We start from the raw sequence: 19217 nt of genomic DNA, 5'->3' as shown, positions 1-19217 counted from the left end.
TTATTTTAAGCCCGGGTTATATTACACGCCATGAATATAAGAGATTACATTAAATCAAATTTTGTGGTTGTGGGCCATAGAGGTTTGCCTTCCGAATATGTCGAAAATACCATAGAATCATTTGAAAACGCTTTCAAATTTACAGATATTGTGGAACTTGATGTTCACCTCAGCAGCGACAATGAAGTATATATTATTCATGATTTTAACCTTAACAGGCTTGCCTCAATTGATAAGGATATAGAAAACATTGAATCCGCTGAAATCGACAGAATTATGGTAAGGGGGCAGAATATACCAAAATTGCGTGATTTGTTTAAATTATTCAGGGATAAATATTTTCTCGTTGAGCTTAAAACTGTGCATGATGATGGTTACCTTGTAAAAAATGAATTAACTAAGTATACACTGCAGGTTGTCGAATCCATGGGCATGGAAGACCATGTGTGCATTATATCATTTGACCCTTATGCCTTGAGGAGGGCGGGCGAGCTAAGCAGGACTATCATGCTGGGTTTTGATTATGACCAGCATTCTGAAAAATACATTGGAAAAATAGATTGCAAGGATTTGAAATCAATGGGCGTTTCATTATTCTTACCGGAATACAAAAAAGAATATATGAAAAAATTTAAGGAAATACAGGATGATGGATATTTTGTAGTTCCGTGGACAGTTGACAGGGAAGAGGATGGTGTGTTTATCGCTAATTCGGGTTTAAATGGATATATAACAAATATGGTAGATAGAATGTCCAAGCTCTCCCGCTAATTGCCAGGCAAAATATTTAAAATAGTTGGGATAAATCCCATAAGAAAAATATTAATGCTTTTAGCCATTAGGCTATTATGGAAAATTTCTGGGACCTTAAAATTAAAGAAATAAAAGGATCTTTTAAGGAAGATAAAAACTATGAAGAGTGGAAAAAGACTATACTGGAACCGTGGAATAAAAAAACGGGGTATAGGGATAAAATCAGGACAAATTCATCATCAATGCCGGTAAAAGAGCTATATACACGTGGCGACCTCCCGGACAATATTGACAGTATCCTTGGAAACCCCGGCGAATATCCATTTACAAGAGGCGTATATCCGAATATGTACCGTGGAAGGAACTGGACAATGAGAATGTTTTCAGGCTTCGGAACACCGGACGATACAAACAAACGATTGAAATATCTTATAGAAAATGGAGAAACAGGGCTCAGCATTGCCTTTGATATGCCAACACTTTATGGATTTGACTGTGATAATAAAAGGGCTGAAGGTGAGGTTGGAAAATGCGGTGTAAATGTATCTTCACTGCATGACATGGAACGAATTTTTGATGGCATAGACCTCAGCAAGGTCAGCACATCAATGACCATCAATGCCCCTGCTGCCATACTTACTGCCATGTACTTCGTCCTTGCAGAGGAAAAAGGCATTCCGCTGGAGAAGATAGCCGGAACTGTACAGGCAGATATATTGAAGGAGTACATAGCCCAGAAAGAGTGGATGTATCCACCGGAAGCCCATTTAAGGCTTATAAGGGATATGCTTACATATTCAACAGAGCATGTGCCAAAATGGAATTACATAAGTGTCTCCGGGTACCATATAAGGGAAGCAGGGTCCAGTGCTGTCCAGGAACTTGCGTTCACCCTAGCCGATGGATTTTATTACATAGAGATGGGCATGAATGCTGGACTGAACGTCGATGATTTTGCACCCAGGATGTCATTTTTCTTCAATTCATCGATAAATTTCTTTGAGGAAATAGCAAAATTCAGGGCAGCCAGAAGAATCTGGGCAACAGTATTGAAAGAAAAATACCATGCCAAAAATCCCAGAAGCATGGAATTGAAATTCCATACACAGACATCTGGCTATACACTTACCTGGCAACAACCGCTTAACAATATAGTGAGGACAACAATAGAGGCAATGGCTGCAGTACTTGGTGGAACACAGAGCCTGCATACAAATTCCTATGACGAGGCATGGGCTTTGCCTACAGACGATGCGGTAAAGGTTGCATTGAGAACACAGCAGATAATTGCAGAGGAAACAGGAATAGCAGATGTGATTGACCCGCTTGGCGGCTCATATTATCTTGAAAGGTTAACCTGTGAGATGGAGATAGAAGCATACAAATATTTCTCCGAGATAGAAAAAATGGGCGGCATACTCGATGCTGTCAAATCAGGATACATACAGAAGGAAATCGCTGACACTTCATATAAAAAGCAGTTGAAAATTGAAAATGAAGATGACATAATAGTTGGCGTGAACAGGTACGTTGATAAGGATGAAAAGCCAATAAACACATTAAAAATTACAGATATAGCTGAAAACGGGCAGATCAATAGCCTTAAGAATATAAAATCAAAAAGGGATGAATCAAAGGTTGCAGAATCCCTTGAAAAGCTGAAAAATGCCATGGAAGATGAAAGCGTAAATCTAATGCCATATATCATGGATTGCGTACGGAACTACTGCACACTTGAGGAAATATCAAATATCGGGAGGGATATATTTGGAGAATGGAAAGAACCGAAAATATACTGAAGCGCCAATAAAGATTTTGCTGGCTAAACCTGCTATAGATGGGCATGATAGGGGTATATTTGTCCTTGCCAAAGCATTCAGGGATGCGGGAATGGATGTCATATATGCTGGATTATTGCCAACGCCAGAAGAGGTAGTTGATACCGCAATTAATGAGGATGTAGATGTAATTGCATTGAGCCTGTTAAATGGTGCCCATATGACAGCCTTCAGGAATGTTATGGAGAGCTTGAAGAAGCGTGGGGTGAGTGATATAGCAGTGGTTGGGGGCGGAATAATACCAGATGAGGACAAGCCAGCCCTTGAAAAAATGGGCATAACCGGAAATTTCGGTCCTGGGACACCACTTAGCGAGATCATCAGCCACATAAAAAAACGTGCAAGGGAAATCAGGAAATTGAGGGAAAATGAATATTGAAAGGCTAACTGATGGCATACTCCATGGAGATTACAGGAGCATTGCAAGATCAATATCACTTATAGAAAATTCTGGATATGAATTAAGGAAAGAGATCATTAGCAGGATATACAGGCATGGGAATGCAAAAATAATAGGCATAACAGGGCCACCAGGAGTTGGAAAAAGCACACTGATAGGAAATCTTGCCCCGAAACTTTCGGAGCATGGAAAGGTTGCAGTGCTTGCTATTGACCCCGCAAGCCCGTTCTCAGGAGGATCTATACTGGGGAATAGAATAAGGATGCAGACAGCTCTGAGCAAAAAAAATATCTATATGAGAAGCACATCCAACAGGCTTTTTAATGGCGGGCTTTCAGAATATACCTGGGATATAATCAAAATCCTTGAAGCAGCAGGAAATAAATTTATTATACTGGAAACTGTGGGTTCCGGGCAGTCAGATGTGGATGTGATGAATATTGCGGATATAACATGTGTGGTACTTGCTCCAGGGCTCGGGGATGAAATACAGGCAATTAAATCAGGCATAATGGAAATTGGGGATATTTTTATCATAAATAAAATTGACAGGGAAGGGTCATATATGGCAATAAAAGATATCAGGGAATCATTGAATATGAGCAATAAACTGTCAACACCGGTCATAGGCCTGAACTCTATTACAGGTGAAAATTACGGGGAACTGATAGATAACATACTTAGAATGGATAAGAAAAATGTAAAGGAAAAATATTACAGAAAGTTGAAAATGACAGTTATGGAAACGATATATAGCGATTATTCAAAGTACATAGACAGTATTGAAGATGATAAAAATGTGCCTGATGAGGATCCATATACCATGGCAGAAGATATATTGAAAAGTAGGCCAGCAGGTGGTGAAAGGCCTGAAATAAGAAACACTGAAAATTCCGGCGAAACAGGTAAATAGAACCTTATGGGCTGAAACACAGGGATATATTATACCGCAGTAAAGTTTTCATGGAAGACATAGATTTTCTTATTGTTTTCTTGATTCTACGCGAGAAGTATTTTAAAATGCTTATTCCAACATTAATGTATAAACAATGCTCTTCTTTATGCTTGAACAAAATGGATATGATTTCCCTTTAATTTTCTAATATGCCCGTGGTATAATAGTCTGAACCAGATGTTAATACTATTCAGACATTTTATGATGTACTTGATCTGGATTATAAATTAAATTATAGGATAAATATGACGTGCCCATGTCTAATATTTAAGTGCTGAAAACTGGTTTGGGAAAAAATTTATTTGTTAAATCGAATAGATAATGTTAATTGAATAAATTTGGTTAACACAAACTTTTAGTACTCTTAATTTATATTTGAAATATGTACAGACCGTTAAAATATTACTCAGATGAGTTTATGAAAAATATAAACAACAGGGCCAAGGAAATAATGACATTTATGTATCCGCCAGTAACCATGTATGAAGATAATGGATATATAGGAATAGAAGCAGACCTTCCTGGTTTCAGTAGAGAAGATATAAAGGTAACACTGGAAAAGAATGCTATAGTCATCAGAGCAGAGAGAGAAATAAAGCCTGAAGGCACAGTATTTGAGAACCAGAGGCCGGAAAAAGTCTTCAAAAGGATGTCCCTTCCAATGGAAGTAGATACTGAACAGGAATTTTCAGCAAAATACAACGATGGCGTTTTATCGTTAAAAATACCTGTAAAAAATGTCAAAACAGTTAAAATAGAATAATTATTTTTTTATAATATATGCAAAAAGGATAATGTCTATTATTATAACAATATATGATATTACAGGATGACTCCTGGAAAATAATACCATAGCAATAAGAATAGCAGAAAGAAATACAGTTGATGGAAGTTTTTTATTTTCATTTGTTTCGCCATTTCTCTCCTCAAGCGCCCGTTTGAGCAGTGGCAGTACATCAAGCCCCTTTTCTATTGATATTATTGACTTCTGGGCGAATTCGTTCATTTCTTTAAGATATAATTCCTGAAGCATCCCCTCATTGTAAAGTATATCACGCAATACTAGCACAAACTTGAAATTCGGGTCAAGTGTTTTGCATATTCCCTCTAGAAGTGATGACATCCGCATATAGAGTACAAGTTCCCTTGGAAGGTGGAATGGGAATTCGAATATCACATTGTTTGCGATTTCAAGCAATTCCCTGATATCCATTTCATTAACGTTTGCACCTGACAGGTTAGCTATTGAGAGTTCTATCCCTTTCCTTATTATGCCCCTGTTTGCAGCTGGGGATAGGGCGTTTAATTGCAAAAGTGAGTCCATTATGGTGTCCGGGTCTTTATTTATGAGGCCATCGTATAGTTTTAAAAGCTTGAACCTTGTATCATCGTCCAGCTTTCCAACCATGCCGAAATCATAGAGTATTATCTTTCCATCATCAGAAATAGCTATATTTCCTGGATGGGGGTCAGCATGGAAAATATCGTTTCTCAATAACATCCGGATAAATGTGAGATCAAGATTATGGGCCAGTTTTGGCAGGTCTATTCCTTTCTCCTTCAGTTTTTTTACATCTGTAACTTTTATGCCACCAATATATGTAAGTATTATAACCTGCCGGGACGCGAATAGAACTTCAGGGATTATGATATCATATTTCTTTATATTATTCCCTATACGCTTTATATTCTCTGCCTCTACAAGGTAATTTGTTTCATCGTATATTCTGGCAGAAAAATCTGAGAGCACATTAGATATGCTTATGTAAAGGTAATTATCGATGAAACGCTTGAACATATTAAGCAGTTTCTTTATTATAATAAGATCCCTTTTTAAGACATTATCTATATTGTGCCGGTTAACTTTTACAGCTGCATCCCTTCCCTTGTATTTTGCACGGTATACCTGCCCCAGTGATGCCCCGGATATGGCATTTTCATCGAAACTTTCAAAAACAGTTTCCATTTTCCCAACATTTTCCTCTATAATCTGTTTAGCGTAAACAAAATTGTCCGGAGGAACCTTATCCTGGAGGTCTGAAAATGCTTTTAAATATTCCTTGGGCAAAAGATCCGGCCTTGCAGAAAGTACCTGCCCCAGTTTTATAAATGTAGGGCCAAGTTCTATAAAAGCATTTACTGCAGCACGGCCATGGTTTTCTATTTTATAATCATATTCTTCCTGCTTTTTAGATTTCTTACGATCTGAGCTGAATCTTAAAAATACAGGAAGCAGCTTTGCCAGATAACGCATTTCAATCCTGTTCATGCCTTTAAGCCCGGTATTCACCAGAGCCTATTTTAAACATCCTTTTAATATTTACGACAATGCTTAATTACAGGCAGGAAACTGATCATATCAACTGGAAATAAACCTGAATATTTATTCTAAATAGGGTATTGCTTCTATTTTAATGGATAAAAACTATTGTATCAGCATTGGATATGTGTTAATTTTTTAGTGTCAGGGCATGGAAAATGGAATGCCATATCCAACTCTGGATATTTATCAATAGAAATAATATAATACATCCTGGTATTAAGACATGCATATGGATGAAATGGATAGCAGCATACTAGTAAATATTATTAAGAATCCGAGGCAAACATTAACAGAACTGGGGTCAAAGCTGGAATTGAGTGAGCAGGTAATATATTACAGGCTTAAAAATATGAAATTTAAAAGCATTATAGAAAAATACTTTCTGCGTATTAATTATGAAAAACTTGGAATGAAATCCGTATATCTGGCATTTGAAAATGATGCGCCGTATCCAGAACCGGTAAACGCTAAAATAATGTGCCTTGAAAAAATTACAGTATATGGGCTTTCTGGCAAAGAAGAAGAACTGAATGATAGGATAGAAAACCTGTGCTCTTACCTGGGAAAACCGTTTATGAGGTATGAAGCCCCTGTTTCAGGTAAAAAATTTGAGCTGTCAGCACTGGATAAAGAAATTTTAGATGAATTGTCAAAGGATCCGCTTGCAAGTGCAGTTAATATAGCAGACAGGCTTGAAAGAAAAAGTAGCACAGTCAAGAGAAGGATAGATTATATGCTTGAAAACGGAATAATATCTATCATTCCGAAGATAAATTTAAGGATGGTGAATATAGTTTTAATTGCCATATTCTCATCAACAATAGAAGAATTTAGCTCTATTATAGATAGCAGGCTGCTTATAGCCTATAGCCCCGGTTCAGGGTTTGCAATTACAATCACAGATTCACTGGAAAGCGCCAAAAAATTAATCGATAATATAAGAAAAAAAGATAAAAATGCAGAGGTTATGGTTGTTTATGATTATGATTTTTATCCCTGAAAAGTATAGATATCATTGCCGGGAAGTAAATATTCCTTATAATAAATGTGTCTATGAGCAGTGATATTATAAATGCTATGCCCAGTTCTTCAAGAAAAGCCACAGGTATAATGCTTAATGAACCGAGTGAAACTGCAAGAATAAGGCCTAGGGATGTAACAACCTTTCCTGAATACCCGATTCCGTGTTTTATTGCTTCATCGTTTTTCTTTTCTTTCTGTTCCTCCCTGATTCTCGATATTATAAAGACGGTGTAATCATTGCCGAGCGAGAATAATATGATGAACAGTATTATTGGTATTAAATAGATCAATGCCTCATGCAATAGATAAGTTGAAATAAAGTATAGTATAGAAGTTGTCCATGCGACACTGAAGAATACGCCAATGAGTGATATAAATGGATATTTCCATGATTTAAACGATATTCCTATAATTAATCCGATCACGGCAACAATAAGAACTTCCAGTTCAGTATATATCCTTGAATTGGCATTTTTTTCGTCTATAATGGTGGATGTCAACCCGCCAACTATGAAATTATTGCTGCTCCTCATCTCAGTAACTGTGTTAATGGCATTTTTACTATAGGGGTTATACTTCAGATATACTGTAAATACAGCATATTTCCCATTGATTATATAGGAAGTAATATTATTGTCTGTAACATTCTTGCCTGCGGCAAATGGCCCGTAAACTGATGTGACACCGCTGGTATTGAACAGGTACTTTGCATCACTTAACAGGGTTGAATTGGCATTTGTTGTTTTGCTGAGGTTCACAACGTCGTATACAGGATATAGATGGGAATCGCCGAAGTTATTGTTTATTTCAGTTTCTGCATGAACAGAAGAAAGGCTCTGAGGGAGGCCTGTGTTGAAATTATAGGATGTTGGGACAGCCAGAAAGCCGTATATGCCTGATGCACCTAGAATTCCTATTATTGCTATAACCAGTATTTTATGCCTTACGGACCTGCCAGCAATTTTGTAGAAGATGGAGTTCTTAACATCGTCTTTTCCTATTTTTTTCATCCCGTAAGCCATGAATAATTTCTTTCCAAAGAACGACATTGCTGCCGGCAATAATGTTGTTTCCAGTATGATTGTGAATATTACAGCAAATAGTAGTGATGTCCCCCATGACCTGAAACCCGGAATAAAGTAGAATGTAAAGAGGCTAAATGCCACAGTTAAACCGCTTATGGTTACAGATTTTCCAGATTTGCTAACCGCTTCACCGAAAGCCTCATCCTCAGTTTTCCCGGCCCGTAAACTTTCGCGGTACCTTGAAACTATGAATACAAAGTAATCCGCAGATACACCTAAAATAACAGCAGTCAATGTATAGTTTACAATAAAACTGACATGGTGGAATAGAAGCCCTGAGAGGTATTCAGAAGTGTATCCAAGTAGGAGTGCAATGCCTGATATCATAAATACCAGGATAGCAGATTTCCATGATACAAGTGTTATAAATATGGCTATAGCAAGAAATATAAAGATTAAGCCGAAAGCAAAACCAGCCTTTGCAGTTTCCTTTGATGTTTCATATGAAATGGCGCCATTTCCTGTTATAAGTGCATGGTTTAGATCCTTGCCAGCAACATTTTCAACTGCAGGTGTTGCCAATTCACCTGCAGTTTTGCCACCGACTATATCAGTTCCACTTTTAACAGTGAAAATAACATTTATTATGCCTATATCACCGGCCATATATTCTTTCTTCAGGTAAGAAGGAACATTCAACAATCCATAATGGTAAAGGTAGTATTTTCCAGGATCATTGCTATGTATTGCTGCTGAGGCCATATAGTTGTTAATGTAAATTCCATTTTCTGACAGATAGAATGCTGTTGCATTAACAAGACTACCAGAATTGCTGTAGTTATTTATTGTAAATGTACTGTAAACGATATTAGTATATGGAGTTTTTATTGCCTGATATGAATTCTGTATAGCCGAGCTAACCCTCCCAAATGGAGACCCTGTAGTATTATTAATAGAAGATATGAAGTCATGTTCGTAGGAGTTGGAATTATTGTAACCTGAGGATTCAGCCGCTGTATAAATAGAGCTGTTTGCAAATGAGTTAATTTCCCAGTGGGCATAAAAATTTGATGGGAAACTGAAAATATCATGTGACGTGGCATTTATACCGGAATAGGCATCTCTAATATTTTCGATATTAGATTTATTGAATTCTTTGTTTATAGCGGTCATATATGCACTGTAAATGGATTGGGAACCGCTAAAATATTTGAGACTTGAGGAATTTAAACTGCTCTGGAAAGCGAGAATTGATTTTGCCGTATCGGAAGAACTTAAATTTTGATAGTATGTGCTGTTTATAACTACAATCAACGTGGAATTTTGCTGGTACTTTTCAGATACAATTTTATTTGCTATTGTTGATTCTGCATGTGAACTCACATTTGTTGTGGTTGAATATGTTAAAAAGCCAGAATAGCCGAGAACTGCCGGGATCATAAGCAGCAGTATAACCACCCATATTATTACCACCAGTATCCGCTTCTTCCTTATTTTTTGAGTCAGGGACATAATATGGAATGTTCTGGTTATAAATAGAAACTCATCAAAAAAATTTTTAAAAATTGCCCCTTGCTCCTTTGATATTACTGAATATATAACAGGTACAATTTTAACCTGATGTCAACCCAGGAACAATAAAAAAGAATAAATCATACCATATAATTCTATGTTGTGAATAACATGGAAATTTCTCCATCAATAATCTCCAGTAACCTTCTGGAACTCGGAACCCAGATTAAGGAATGCCAGGATGCTGGTGCAGGGTCTTTTCATCTTGACATTATGGATGGCCATTTTGTAGACAATATAACTATGGGGCCTGACCTTGTTGCTGCAATAAGAAAGGGCACGAATCTCAGGCTTGATTGCCATCTTATGATAGAACGCCCGGACCGCTATTATAAATCGTTCATAAATGCTGGAGCGGATGTTCTTTTAATACATTATGAAACGCCTATTGAGGTCATTAATTTAATAAAAAAGTTTCAGGACGAGAACATAAGGTACGGCATTGTCATAAACCCGGACACTGATGTAAAAAAAATTTATAAGTTAATCCCGGGTAGTGAAATTGTTCTTGTAATGTCTGTGTTTCCAGGATTTTCAGGCCAGAAATTTATAGAAAAATCACTTGAGAAGGTTAAAGCACTGAGAGAGTTTATTGATGAAAATAATTACAGTACCAGAATAGAAATAGATGGTGGAATAAATAATGAAACGGGAAAACTGGCTGTTGAGGCTGGCGCAGATATACTGGTATCCGCTTCATACATATTTAAAAATGGCATTAATGAAAGCATTAAAAAATTAAAATCTTTATAAATTAAAAACTATTCTCCCATTTACCCTATCCTTAAATGCATGCAGTGCATCTTTTATATCCCATAAACTGTATTCCTTGTATACGGGCAGGCGAAAATTACTTTTTTCCAGTATCTGCATAAGTTCTGTTAAATCTTTCCTTGTCCCGCCGGTTGACCCTATTATTTCCAGTTCATTAGTGTAAACGTTTGCTATGTCAAGGTCTGCGTTTCTTCCGGTTAAAACCCCGTAAGTTACTATTTTCCCTCTTCTCTTCAAATGCTTTATTGAATCTCCGAAAAGTTTTCCTCCAAGCGGGTTAACAATAATATCAGCTTTGAAGTCGTCAGGGACAGAATCCAGCACCTTAATGCCAAGGCTTTCAAGTTCCCTGTTTCTGGAGTATACATAAACATCCATACCCATCTGGCGTGCTATCTGCACAGTAAATATGCCTGTATTTCCCGCACCATATACCAGTATCTTATCGTTTATCCCTGCCCTGGCACGTTTCAGCGATCTGTAGGATGTCAATGCCCCAATGCCGATGCTGACAGCCGTGTTGTCATCAATGGACTCAGGAACCCTGAAAAGATTTTGCTCCCCTATTTTTATATACTCAGAATAGCCACCGTTGGTTATAACACCCCATATCCCACCATTGTAGCATAAATGTTCATTTCCAGAGTAGCACATATCACAGCCATTGTCAAAAACGCGATTGTATACTATTACACGATCCCCCTTGCGTATCCGTTTTCCATCTTCCATGGCAATTCCCATTACCTCTGAACCAGGAATATGTGGCATAGGGTATACATTATATACAATGTTTCCAGCTATAAGATTGTAATCCAGTGGATTTAACCCTGCCTTTACTATTTTTACCTTTATGCCTTCTCCTGAGAGGTCTTTATCCACAATATTTACATTTTCTATGCCTGGTTTTGCGAACTCAATTGCTTTCATATATTAATATGGGCATCGCATTATTAAATTTATTTAATGGAAAATACCTAAAATAATTTTATATAAAATTTTTATTTTCCTTCTTCATAAAAAAATTATTACATTTTCTCGATTCTGGATTTTAATTCCTTCAAAGAGATATTTTCAGGAGAATTTTTCAGGGCATTGTCCACTGCCTGAAGTGCTTTTTCCTTATTCCCCATTTTAATGTATATATTTGCCTCGTCCTTGTAATATTCAGGATTCCTTGCCAGTTTAATGCAATCATCCAGATCTCCGAGCGCGTCTTCGTATTTCTCCATTTCCGTGTATATCTGGGACCTTTTATACAGAAACACCGGATCGGCGCTGTTTAAATAAACAGCCTTGTTATAATCCTCAAGTGCGAGGTCTTTGTCCCCCTTTCTCCAGTAAACATTGCCCCTGTTATAATAGTAATCAGGCACATCATCTTCGATTTTTATTGCAGCATCAAATTCTGCCAGTGCATCATCGAACCTGTTCATATCATCATAAATAGACCCGAGGGTGTTGTGGTAATCCCCCCTGTCAGCACTAAGTGCTATTGCGCTCTTGCAATCTTTTATAGCTTCATTATACATGTGCATGGAATAGTAAGCAAGTGCCCTGTTTATATAATAATCAGGGTCTGTTTTAATCAGGTTAATTGCCTTTGTAAATTCCTTAACTGCATCGGGATACTGCGTAACATTAAAGTACGATATTCCCCGCTCATTATAGTCATCAGCTTCATCATCTTTATTATATACATAATTTCCGGCCATAGTATATGGTATTTATATTTTATATATTAACATTAAGTCCAGAGAATCATGAAAAAAGTTAATAATAATTTAACCTATTACCTTCTAAAGTGAATAATATAGAAGATTATAAAAAAACCCTCGATGGGCTTAAGGATAAAATCAATGCGCAGCTTGAGGAATATTTTAATTTTAAATTAAATGAGTGTGATGATGCCAGAATAAAAGATATAATAATCAAATTGCGTGATTTCACATTGAATGGCGGGAAACGTTTGAGACCAATATTAATGATCATGGGGTATAATATGTTCTCCGGGCAGGATGAAAGGATAATCAAGGCTTCAATTTCCATAGAACTGGCCCAATCCTTCCTTCTTATACATGATGACATAATGGATCAGAGCGATATGCGCAGGGGAAAGCCAAGCTTCCATAAGGCAGTAGAAGGAAGCCTGGATGGAAATGATGCTACAAGAATTGCGGAAAACCTTGCTATCAGCGCCGGCGACCTTATTGACACATTTTCCCATGAAGCACTTTTACGTTCCGGTTTCGAACTTGAAAATTTGCTGGATGCCGATTTTGAATTTTCCAGGATAATAGAGGATACTGGAAAGGGGCAGATACTGGATATATATTCTTCAATAGAGAATTTATATAGCGAGGAGAGGCTTACAAAGTTGCATTTCCTTAAAACTGCACGGTATACGGTGCAGGGGCCACTGCTAATGGGTGCTTATCTTTCAGGGAATAAAAAATATATCCAGGAAATAAAGGATTTTGGAAAATATGCGGGAATAGCCTTCCAGCTTTACGATGATATGCTGGGCATATTTGGGGTAGAAGAGAAAACAGGAAAGCCGGTTAAAGGTGATGTTAACGAAGGCAAAAAAACCCTGTTAATTATAAAAGCTTATGAGAACTCAGGGAAAGAGGACAGAGAGTTCATAGAAAGCTGCCTTAAATGCGGGGATGTAAGCGATTCTGATTTTAACAGGCTCCGGGAACTCATAAAATCAACAGGTTCATATGATTACACAAAACAGAAAATAGATGAATACAATAATATAGCAAGATCTGCACTTGAAAAAATTGATGGGGATAAGGAAGTAATAAAAATGCTTGATTTCCTTCTGGAATACCTTATAAAAAGAGAAAATTAATATTTTGGCATATGCCTGGAATACATTTCTTTTAATGTATTATCATCTATATGGGTATAAATCTGCGTGGTTGCAAGGCTTGAATGCCCCAGTATTTGCTGGATAAATCTTATATCGCCGCCATTGCGCAATATGGAAGTTGCAAATGTGTGCCTTAATACATGGGGTGTAACATTCTTTGTTATCCCTGCGTTCTTTGCCACCCTTTTCACCATTCTTTCAACTGTACTTGTATCAAATTTTGTTTTTTTATTTGATATAAACAGGTAATTGTTGCTGGATTTTATCCTGATGCGTTCTTTCATATACGATTTTATATGCTCACGGCAAATGTCCGGCATAACTACAATTCTGTCTTTATCGCCCTTTCCTGCATGAATATAAATGATATTCTCATCAAAATCTACATCGCCTATCTGCAAATTTGTTAATTCGCTTACCCTGATACCCGTATACAGGAATACTGATATTACGGCTATATCCCGGATGGATTTGGCTCCGTTTATGAGCACCCCCGCATCTTTCTGATTCAGGTAAACAGGCATTTTTTGCGATCGCCTGGGAGGGATAAGATTTGGGGGTGTATCTTTATTTTTAAATTTATAATACAATCTCAACGCTTTCATTGCTAAATACTGTGAAGCTTTTGAATATTGCTTCTCGGTTACAATAAAATTCTTGTAATTTTCTACATCGTCAAAATCAATAGAAGAAAGGTCTTTATTGCAATATGAGAGGAAACCGGATATAAGGAATTTATATTCCTTTATTGTATAGTAGCTTTTTCTTTCGGTAATCATGAACCGTTCAAATGATTTCAATTCACGGTTAATATCCATTATTGTGTATATATTATCACCTATTATTTTTATCTTTTTTTCTACTCCACCCTATGCCAGTAGATTATCACTGCCAAGTGAATCTGCAGAAATATAATATGATATAATCAAAGTGAAAAATAGGAGTATAACACCTTCAACAATCAGGTATCCCGCTTTAAGCCCATTATCCTGGCTTCCGTCCAGGGGAGATACATGAAGCACCAGGGCAAATAAAACTCCTGCAACTATGAAAATTGCCGCTGCTGTCACAAGATAATCTTTATGTTTATTGAAATTTCTGAGAGGGAATAGAAGTCCGGCAACAACAAATACATCACCGAATATTAAAAATATAGGAAATATTCTTGGTATTATGCCGTAATAGTATCCGGATTGAAAATATTTTGAAAGGCTATTGCCAGGAAGAAGGAAAATAAACAGGTATGTCAGCACCACTATAGCAAGGCCAGCAGAAAAAAATGTATTGTACCTGTTCATATTAATATTAATTGTCTGACATATTTAAACATTACGAATTGCATGATAATATATAAACATATAATAAAAATAGTTTCATACAATTTATACTTCCAAAATTTCTTATTTCCGGTATATTGAATAAAAAAATTCAATGTTTTATAAAAACCGGTGAAAGTATATTGAAAAACTTCAAAAAAGCCGGTAATACGTAAATTTATATTCTAATTGAATATCATAAGTCAATGGAATTCAATAAAACAAAGGCTATGCATTTCCCGAATGATGTTTACATAGGCCACAACGCCATAGATAGCATGCGCATAGTGGCTGAGAAAAATTTGAAATCCGGAACAATTTTGGTAATTACAGGGCAAAAAACATACAGGATAGCCGGTGAGGCTGTGGTGAATAAACTGGAAGGACTTAAGCACTATGTTTTATTTTCTGGCAACGCAACTATGGATGCAATAAAAAGTGCCAGAGAAGAAATAGCTGATATTAAAGTAGGCCTCGTTATTGGTGTTGGGGGTGGATCTAAAATAGACATGGGGAAAAAGATTGCCTTTGATTTAAATGTTCCTTTTATAAGTTTTCCTACTGCTCCGAGCCATGATGGGATCGCTTCTCCCAGGGCTTCAATATATGATGGGAAATCGTTCCTATCAATCGAAGCTGCAATGCCAACTGCAATTGTGGCAGATACAGAAATCATGGCAAAGGCACCATATCGTTTTGCTGCTGCAGGTGCTTCCGACGTAATAGCCAATATTACCGCAGTAATGGACTGGAAAATGGCCAACCGTATAAAGGGCGAAATATTCAGTACTACTGCCGCAGTTATATCTGAATATTCATCCAGAGAGCTTATAGAAAATGCAAATATGATCCAGCCAGGGCTTGAAGCCAGTATATGGATGATAACAAAACAGATACTCGCATCGGGTACAGCAATGGCAATAGCCGGTTCTTCCAGACCCGCCAGTGGCAGCGAGCATTTATTTGCACATGCACTTGAAATTCTTGGAAGCGGAAATGCGATGCATGGTGAACAGGTTGCAATGGGGTCTCTTGTGTCAATGTATCTCCACGGGGGAGACTGGAAAATGCTTTACGATACATACAAAAAAATAGGTGTATCAACAAAGGCAAAGGATTATGGGATACCGGACGAAATCGCCATTAAGGCATTATCTATTGCCCACCGGCTGAGGCCCCAGAGATATACCATACTTGGGGAAACAGACCTGAATGAGGAAGTTTCCAGAAATGCATTAAAGCTGACTGGAGTAATATAAGTTTTATATTTTAGTAGTAGCTCCACATATTTGCTGGCAACTTTGAACCAGCTATTAAATGCATATAGGGATTTCATACAAATTATAACGGTGAGATTTGCTGCTGCAAAAAAACTGTTCGTTCTGTGGCATCTCTCTAAACCGGGGTTTTCTGCTATGAGACAGTAGATTTCTTATTGTTCACCGGCACTTAAACTGGCATCAAGGGAAAACGTAAAGTAATACAGCACATAACTTCAATTTCTGTATAATTATGTGCCCTATACCATTTAACATCAACAATAAGGCATAAGAAAAACCGGGAATCCCGGAAGTTGCCTGTACAGTTATTGAAGTTTATCGTTCAAACAGAAAGATTTAAACTCCGGGTATTATATCATAACTTTAATAAACCATATAATTTTATGGAATATGATCAAATTGAATAAAATAAGTTTAATTGGTGTAAACCTGGCTAAAAAAGATTTAGTGTTCACATTCAGAGGGCCTTTAGCTGGAAAATGCGATGAGTGCAAAATTAGAAACGTTTGCTTCAACCTGGAACCTGGAAAATCTTATAGAATTAAAGAAGTAAAGGAACAGATTAATCCCTGCTTTATTTATGACACAAATAAAGTTTCCACAATTGATGTAGAGGAAGTTGAGAACACATACAATGTACAGAACGGAAAACGTCTGATGGAAGGCTCTTCAATGGAATTGCGAAGTATGAAATGTGATTATTTAACATGCCCCAATATAGAAAAATGCAACCTTCTGAACCTGAAAGGCAATAAGAAAATTGTTGTTAAAAAGATAATAGGGAAAATAAGCTGCCCGAAGGGATATGATATGCGGGAAGTTGAATCTTAATGTTAAAGATTGGATTAATCGGGAAGCCAAATGCTGGCAAATCAACTTTATTTTCGGCTATTACATCAATAGATGTAGATATAGCAAATTATCCATTCACCACCATTAAGCCTAATGTTGGTATTTCCTTTGTCAAGGACAAATGCCCTGAAAATGAGATAAATGCAAAATGCAATCCAAGAGAAGGCAAATGCCTGGATGGAATAAGATACATCCCGGTAGAAATAATAGATGTCCCGGGGCTAATAGAGGGTGCCAGTGAAGGAAAGGGCATGGGCAATGAGTTTCTTGACAATATACGTGATGCAGATTTAATAATCAATCTTTTTGATGCGTCCGGCATGACTGATATGGAGGGAAACCCTTCAGAGAGCGGCCATGACCCCCTGGATGATATCAAGTTTGTAAACAATGAGATAATAAGCTGGATGAATGGAAAAATTTCTAAGGATTGGCAAAAATTTGCAAGGAAGGAAGATAATAGCCCGGAACGCCTGGATGTCAAAATTCTCCAGAAAGCAGCAACATTCGGTTTAAGTGAAAAGGATGTTAGTTTTATAATGACTAAGGAATCGTTCCCGGACAAGCTTATACACTGGACAGATAATGACATTAACAGGTTCTCTGAGGCCATCCTTAAATATGTTAAACCCGTGTTCAGCATAGGAAATAAATTAGACCTGTTAACGGATGACGCAATAAAGGCCCTTAAAGATAGAGAAAATAAATTGTATATGATTTCAGCAGAATACGAGCTTTTAATAGAAAAGGCATATAATAACGGCTATATAAGTTCTGATGCAATTGATTTTACCTTTACGGATAAATCTGGAGAAGCCCAGAAAACCGTTCTTAACAGGATAAAGGAAAAGTACAGGAATGGAGAGATCATGCGATTTTATGATGTTCTCACTTCAATAATAAAATCACTGGGGTATATTGTAGTATATCCAGTTCTGGATGAAACAAAATGGGAGGATAAAAATGGCAATGTGCTTCCTGATGCTTACCTGATGAAGGATGGCGATACAGCACTGGATATGGCATATAAAATACACACGGATATAGGAAAGAACTTTATAAGGGCAGTGAACGGAAGAACCAAGAGAGTAATTGGAAAAGATTATAAATTATTAAATAATGACGTTATCAAGATAATTTCAAATTCAAGGTGATATAGTGCCCAATGGTATGAATGCAGGAAAAAAATTGATGAAAGCAAGGAAACATTATGCGTGGTCGGATCGTGATTATAAGAGGAGAATGCTTGATCTTAGAAGGAAAAGCGATCCCCTTGAAGGGTCCCCACAGGCCAAGGGCATAGTTATAGAGAAGGTAGGAATAGAGGCTAAGCAGCCCAACTCCGGAATTAGAAAATGTGTCAAAATACAGTTAATAAAAAATGGAAGGCAGTTATCCGCCTTTGCCCCCGGAGATGGAGCAATTAACTATATAGATGAACATGACGAAGTTATGGTGGAAGGCATAGGCGGAAGAATGGGCAGAAGTAAAGGAGATATACCCGGAGTAAGGTTCAAAGTCATTAAAGTTAATGGCATATCACTTAACGAGCTTGTGCGTGGAAGAAAGGAGAAAACAGTAAGGTGATTTCATGGAACAATTAATAATGAATAAATATGACGTTTCGGGCATACAGATAAAGGATCAGGGGCTTGCAACGTATATAAATTTAACATCATATCTTAATTTAGATACTGGCGGAAGGTTTTCCAATTATCTGTCAGGAAAAAGAAATGTCAATACAATTGAAAGGCTGCTTAATAACCTGATGAGAACCGAGAAGTGGACAGGAAAAAAGTATTCAGCATATAAAGTAATGAGCCAGGCATTTGATATCATAGCTACAAAAACCAAGCAGAACCCAGTTCAGATACTTGTATCTGCAATAGAGAATTCCGCACCCAGGGAAGAAGTAACAAGGTTAAAGTATGGTGGAATTGCCGTACCAAAATCAGTTGATGTTTCTCCATCCAGAAGGCTTGATGAGGCTCTCAGGAATATAGCCAGGGGAGCTACGAAGGCATCATTCAAACATAAAATCCATATCCAGGATTGTCTTGCCAATGAGATTCTACTTGCTGCCAGAAATGACGCAAACTCATTTGCAATAAGCAAAAAGGAAGAAATTGAAAGAGTTGCAGCTTCTGCAAGGTAATCTTTCAAATTTTTGTTTTTTTATTTATTCAGATATAAAAAAATTTTAGACATACTGCAAAGTAGATATTTAG

The 19217-nt window shown here is 37.0% G+C and carries 19 protein-coding genes; 13 read left to right on the top strand and 6 right to left on the bottom strand.

The window, feature by feature from the left end:
- The first annotated feature begins 30 nt into the window (after nucleotides 1–30).
- From fad_RS01490 to hsp14, 5 genes are all read left to right on the top strand, one after another.
- Nucleotides 31–771: a glycerophosphodiester phosphodiesterase gene (locus fad_RS01490; protein WP_081141474.1), complete on the top strand. Its 741-nt coding sequence runs from the start codon at nucleotides 31–33 to the stop codon at nucleotides 769–771.
- 77 nt (nucleotides 772–848) lie between these two features.
- A complete protein-coding gene (locus fad_RS01485; protein WP_081141472.1) occupies nucleotides 849–2552 on the top strand; it encodes an acyl-CoA mutase large subunit family protein in 1704 nt (567 codons plus the stop codon).
- On the top strand, nucleotides 2515–2970 hold the full coding sequence (locus fad_RS01480) for a cobalamin B12-binding domain-containing protein (RefSeq protein ID WP_081143136.1): 456 nt from the start codon (nucleotides 2515–2517) through the stop codon (nucleotides 2968–2970). The genes fad_RS01485 and fad_RS01480 overlap by 38 nt, the downstream gene beginning before the upstream one ends.
- Nucleotides 2960–3904: an ArgK/MeaB family GTPase gene (locus fad_RS01475; protein ID WP_081141470.1), complete on the top strand. Its 945-nt coding sequence runs from the start codon at nucleotides 2960–2962 to the stop codon at nucleotides 3902–3904. The genes fad_RS01480 and fad_RS01475 overlap by 11 nt, the downstream gene beginning before the upstream one ends.
- 424 nt (nucleotides 3905–4328) lie before the next feature.
- On the top strand, nucleotides 4329–4709 hold the full coding sequence (hsp14, locus tag fad_RS01470; RefSeq protein ID WP_081141468.1) for an archaeal heat shock protein Hsp14: 381 nt from the start codon (nucleotides 4329–4331) through the stop codon (nucleotides 4707–4709).
- Here hsp14 and fad_RS01465 read toward each other — a convergent pair whose 3' ends face one another.
- Nucleotides 4710–6236, bottom strand: coding sequence for an ABC1 kinase family protein (locus fad_RS01465; protein WP_081141466.1), 1527 nt, complete (start codon nucleotides 6234–6236; stop codon nucleotides 4710–4712).
- 262 nt (nucleotides 6237–6498) lie between these two features.
- On the opposite strand from fad_RS01465, the gene fad_RS01460 reads away from it, so the two are divergent.
- Nucleotides 6499–7269 (top strand): winged helix-turn-helix transcriptional regulator, encoded by a 771-nt coding sequence (locus tag fad_RS01460; RefSeq protein WP_171481511.1) that lies wholly within the window; start codon nucleotides 6499–6501, stop codon nucleotides 7267–7269.
- On the opposite strand, the gene fad_RS01455 is transcribed toward fad_RS01460, so the two are convergent.
- Nucleotides 7235–9829, bottom strand: a complete 2595-nt coding sequence (locus fad_RS01455) for an MMPL family transporter (RefSeq protein ID WP_081141463.1) — start codon at nucleotides 9827–9829, stop codon at nucleotides 7235–7237. The genes fad_RS01460 and fad_RS01455 overlap by 35 nt on opposite strands.
- Nucleotides 9830–10000: 171 nt before the next feature.
- On the opposite strand from fad_RS01455, the gene rpe reads away from it, so the two are divergent.
- Nucleotides 10001–10642 (top strand): ribulose-phosphate 3-epimerase, encoded by a 642-nt coding sequence (gene rpe / locus fad_RS01450; protein WP_009887317.1) that lies wholly within the window; start codon nucleotides 10001–10003, stop codon nucleotides 10640–10642.
- On the opposite strand, the gene fad_RS01445 is transcribed toward rpe, so the two are convergent.
- Together fad_RS01445 and fad_RS01440 are read right to left on the bottom strand one after the other, a co-directional pair.
- Entirely contained in the window at nucleotides 10637–11590 is a 954-nt protein-coding gene (locus fad_RS01445; protein ID WP_081141461.1) for an alcohol dehydrogenase catalytic domain-containing protein, read from the bottom strand. The genes rpe and fad_RS01445 overlap by 6 nt on opposite strands.
- Nucleotides 11591–11688: 98 nt before the next feature.
- Nucleotides 11689–12375 carry a tetratricopeptide repeat protein gene (locus fad_RS01440; RefSeq protein ID WP_081141460.1) on the bottom strand — a complete coding sequence of 229 codons (687 nt, stop codon included), beginning with the start codon at nucleotides 12373–12375 and terminating at the stop codon, nucleotides 11689–11691.
- A gap of 89 nt (nucleotides 12376–12464) precedes the next feature.
- On the opposite strand from fad_RS01440, the gene fad_RS01435 reads away from it, so the two are divergent.
- Nucleotides 12465–13520, top strand: coding sequence for a polyprenyl synthetase family protein (locus fad_RS01435; protein WP_081141458.1), 1056 nt, complete (start codon nucleotides 12465–12467; stop codon nucleotides 13518–13520).
- Here fad_RS01435 and xerA read toward each other — a convergent pair.
- Both xerA and fad_RS01425 read right to left on the bottom strand, forming a co-directional pair.
- Complete coding sequence (gene xerA / locus fad_RS01430) at nucleotides 13517–14359, bottom strand: site-specific tyrosine recombinase/integron integrase (RefSeq protein WP_081141457.1); 843 nt, start codon at nucleotides 14357–14359, stop codon at nucleotides 13517–13519. The genes fad_RS01435 and xerA overlap by 4 nt on opposite strands.
- Nucleotides 14360–14410: 51 nt before the next feature.
- Nucleotides 14411–14839 carry a hypothetical protein gene (locus tag fad_RS01425; RefSeq protein ID WP_081141455.1) on the bottom strand — a complete coding sequence of 143 codons (429 nt, stop codon included), beginning with the start codon at nucleotides 14837–14839 and terminating at the stop codon, nucleotides 14411–14413.
- A gap of 224 nt (nucleotides 14840–15063) precedes the next feature.
- Here fad_RS01425 and fad_RS01420 point away from each other — a divergent pair, with 224 nt between their 5' ends.
- From fad_RS01420 to fad_RS01400, 5 genes are all read left to right on the top strand, one after another.
- Nucleotides 15064–16116, top strand: a complete 1053-nt coding sequence (locus fad_RS01420) for an NAD(P)-dependent glycerol-1-phosphate dehydrogenase (protein WP_009887311.1) — start codon at nucleotides 15064–15066, stop codon at nucleotides 16114–16116.
- Between the two features lie 411 nt (nucleotides 16117–16527).
- The gene (locus fad_RS01415) at nucleotides 16528–16968 is read left to right on the top strand and encodes a UPF0179 family protein (protein WP_009887310.1); all 441 of its coding nucleotides are present in this window, start codon (nucleotides 16528–16530) and stop codon (nucleotides 16966–16968) included.
- The gene (ychF, locus tag fad_RS01410; RefSeq protein WP_081141454.1) at nucleotides 16968–18143 is read left to right on the top strand and encodes a YchF-related putative GTPase; all 1176 of its coding nucleotides are present in this window, start codon (nucleotides 16968–16970) and stop codon (nucleotides 18141–18143) included. The genes fad_RS01415 and ychF overlap by 1 nt, the downstream gene beginning before the upstream one ends.
- A gap of 4 nt (nucleotides 18144–18147) precedes the next feature.
- Complete coding sequence (locus fad_RS01405; protein WP_048074061.1) at nucleotides 18148–18576, top strand: 30S ribosomal protein S12; 429 nt, start codon at nucleotides 18148–18150, stop codon at nucleotides 18574–18576.
- Between the two features lie 4 nt (nucleotides 18577–18580).
- Nucleotides 18581–19144, top strand: a complete 564-nt coding sequence (locus fad_RS01400) for a 30S ribosomal protein S7 (protein WP_019841636.1) — start codon at nucleotides 18581–18583, stop codon at nucleotides 19142–19144.
- Nucleotides 19145–19217: the final 73 nt, after the last annotated feature.

The sequence above is a fragment of the Ferroplasma acidiphilum genome (assembly GCF_002078355.1).
Taxonomy (GTDB): Archaea; Thermoplasmatota; Thermoplasmata; order Thermoplasmatales; family Thermoplasmataceae; genus Ferroplasma; species Ferroplasma acidiphilum.
This window is presented reverse-complemented; position numbering and strand designations above follow the sequence as displayed.

What these genes read in the sequence shown, in the direction of transcription:
- fad_RS01475 (WP_081141470.1), top strand. Translation starts at nt 2,960, where the DNA reads ATGAATATTGAAAGGCTAACTGATGGCATACTCCATGGAGATTACAGG.
- fad_RS01490 (WP_081141474.1), top strand. Translation starts at nt 31, where the DNA reads ATGAATATAAGAGATTACATTAAATCAAATTTTGTGGTTGTGGGCCAT.
- fad_RS01445 (WP_081141461.1), bottom strand. Translation starts at nt 11,590, where the DNA reads ATGAAAGCAATTGAGTTCGCAAAACCAGGCATAGAAAATGTAAATATT.
- ychF (WP_081141454.1), top strand. Translation starts at nt 16,968, where the DNA reads ATGTTAAAGATTGGATTAATCGGGAAGCCAAATGCTGGCAAATCAACT.
- fad_RS01425 (WP_081141455.1), bottom strand. Translation starts at nt 14,839, where the DNA reads ATGAACAGGTACAATACATTTTTTTCTGCTGGCCTTGCTATAGTGGTG.
- fad_RS01420 (WP_009887311.1), top strand. Translation starts at nt 15,064, where the DNA reads ATGGAATTCAATAAAACAAAGGCTATGCATTTCCCGAATGATGTTTAC.
- fad_RS01485 (WP_081141472.1), top strand. Translation starts at nt 849, where the DNA reads ATGGAAAATTTCTGGGACCTTAAAATTAAAGAAATAAAAGGATCTTTT.
- fad_RS01440 (WP_081141460.1), bottom strand. Translation starts at nt 12,375, where the DNA reads ATGGCCGGAAATTATGTATATAATAAAGATGATGAAGCTGATGACTAT.
- fad_RS01400 (WP_019841636.1), top strand. Translation starts at nt 18,581, where the DNA reads ATGGAACAATTAATAATGAATAAATATGACGTTTCGGGCATACAGATA.
- xerA (WP_081141457.1), bottom strand. Translation starts at nt 14,359, where the DNA reads ATGGATATTAACCGTGAATTGAAATCATTTGAACGGTTCATGATTACC.
- rpe (WP_009887317.1), top strand. Translation starts at nt 10,001, where the DNA reads ATGGAAATTTCTCCATCAATAATCTCCAGTAACCTTCTGGAACTCGGA.
- hsp14 (WP_081141468.1), top strand. Translation starts at nt 4,329, where the DNA reads ATGTACAGACCGTTAAAATATTACTCAGATGAGTTTATGAAAAATATA.
- fad_RS01415 (WP_009887310.1), top strand. Translation starts at nt 16,528, where the DNA reads ATGATCAAATTGAATAAAATAAGTTTAATTGGTGTAAACCTGGCTAAA.
- fad_RS01455 (WP_081141463.1), bottom strand. Translation starts at nt 9,829, where the DNA reads ATGTCCCTGACTCAAAAAATAAGGAAGAAGCGGATACTGGTGGTAATA.
- fad_RS01460 (WP_171481511.1), top strand. Translation starts at nt 6,499, where the DNA reads ATGGATGAAATGGATAGCAGCATACTAGTAAATATTATTAAGAATCCG.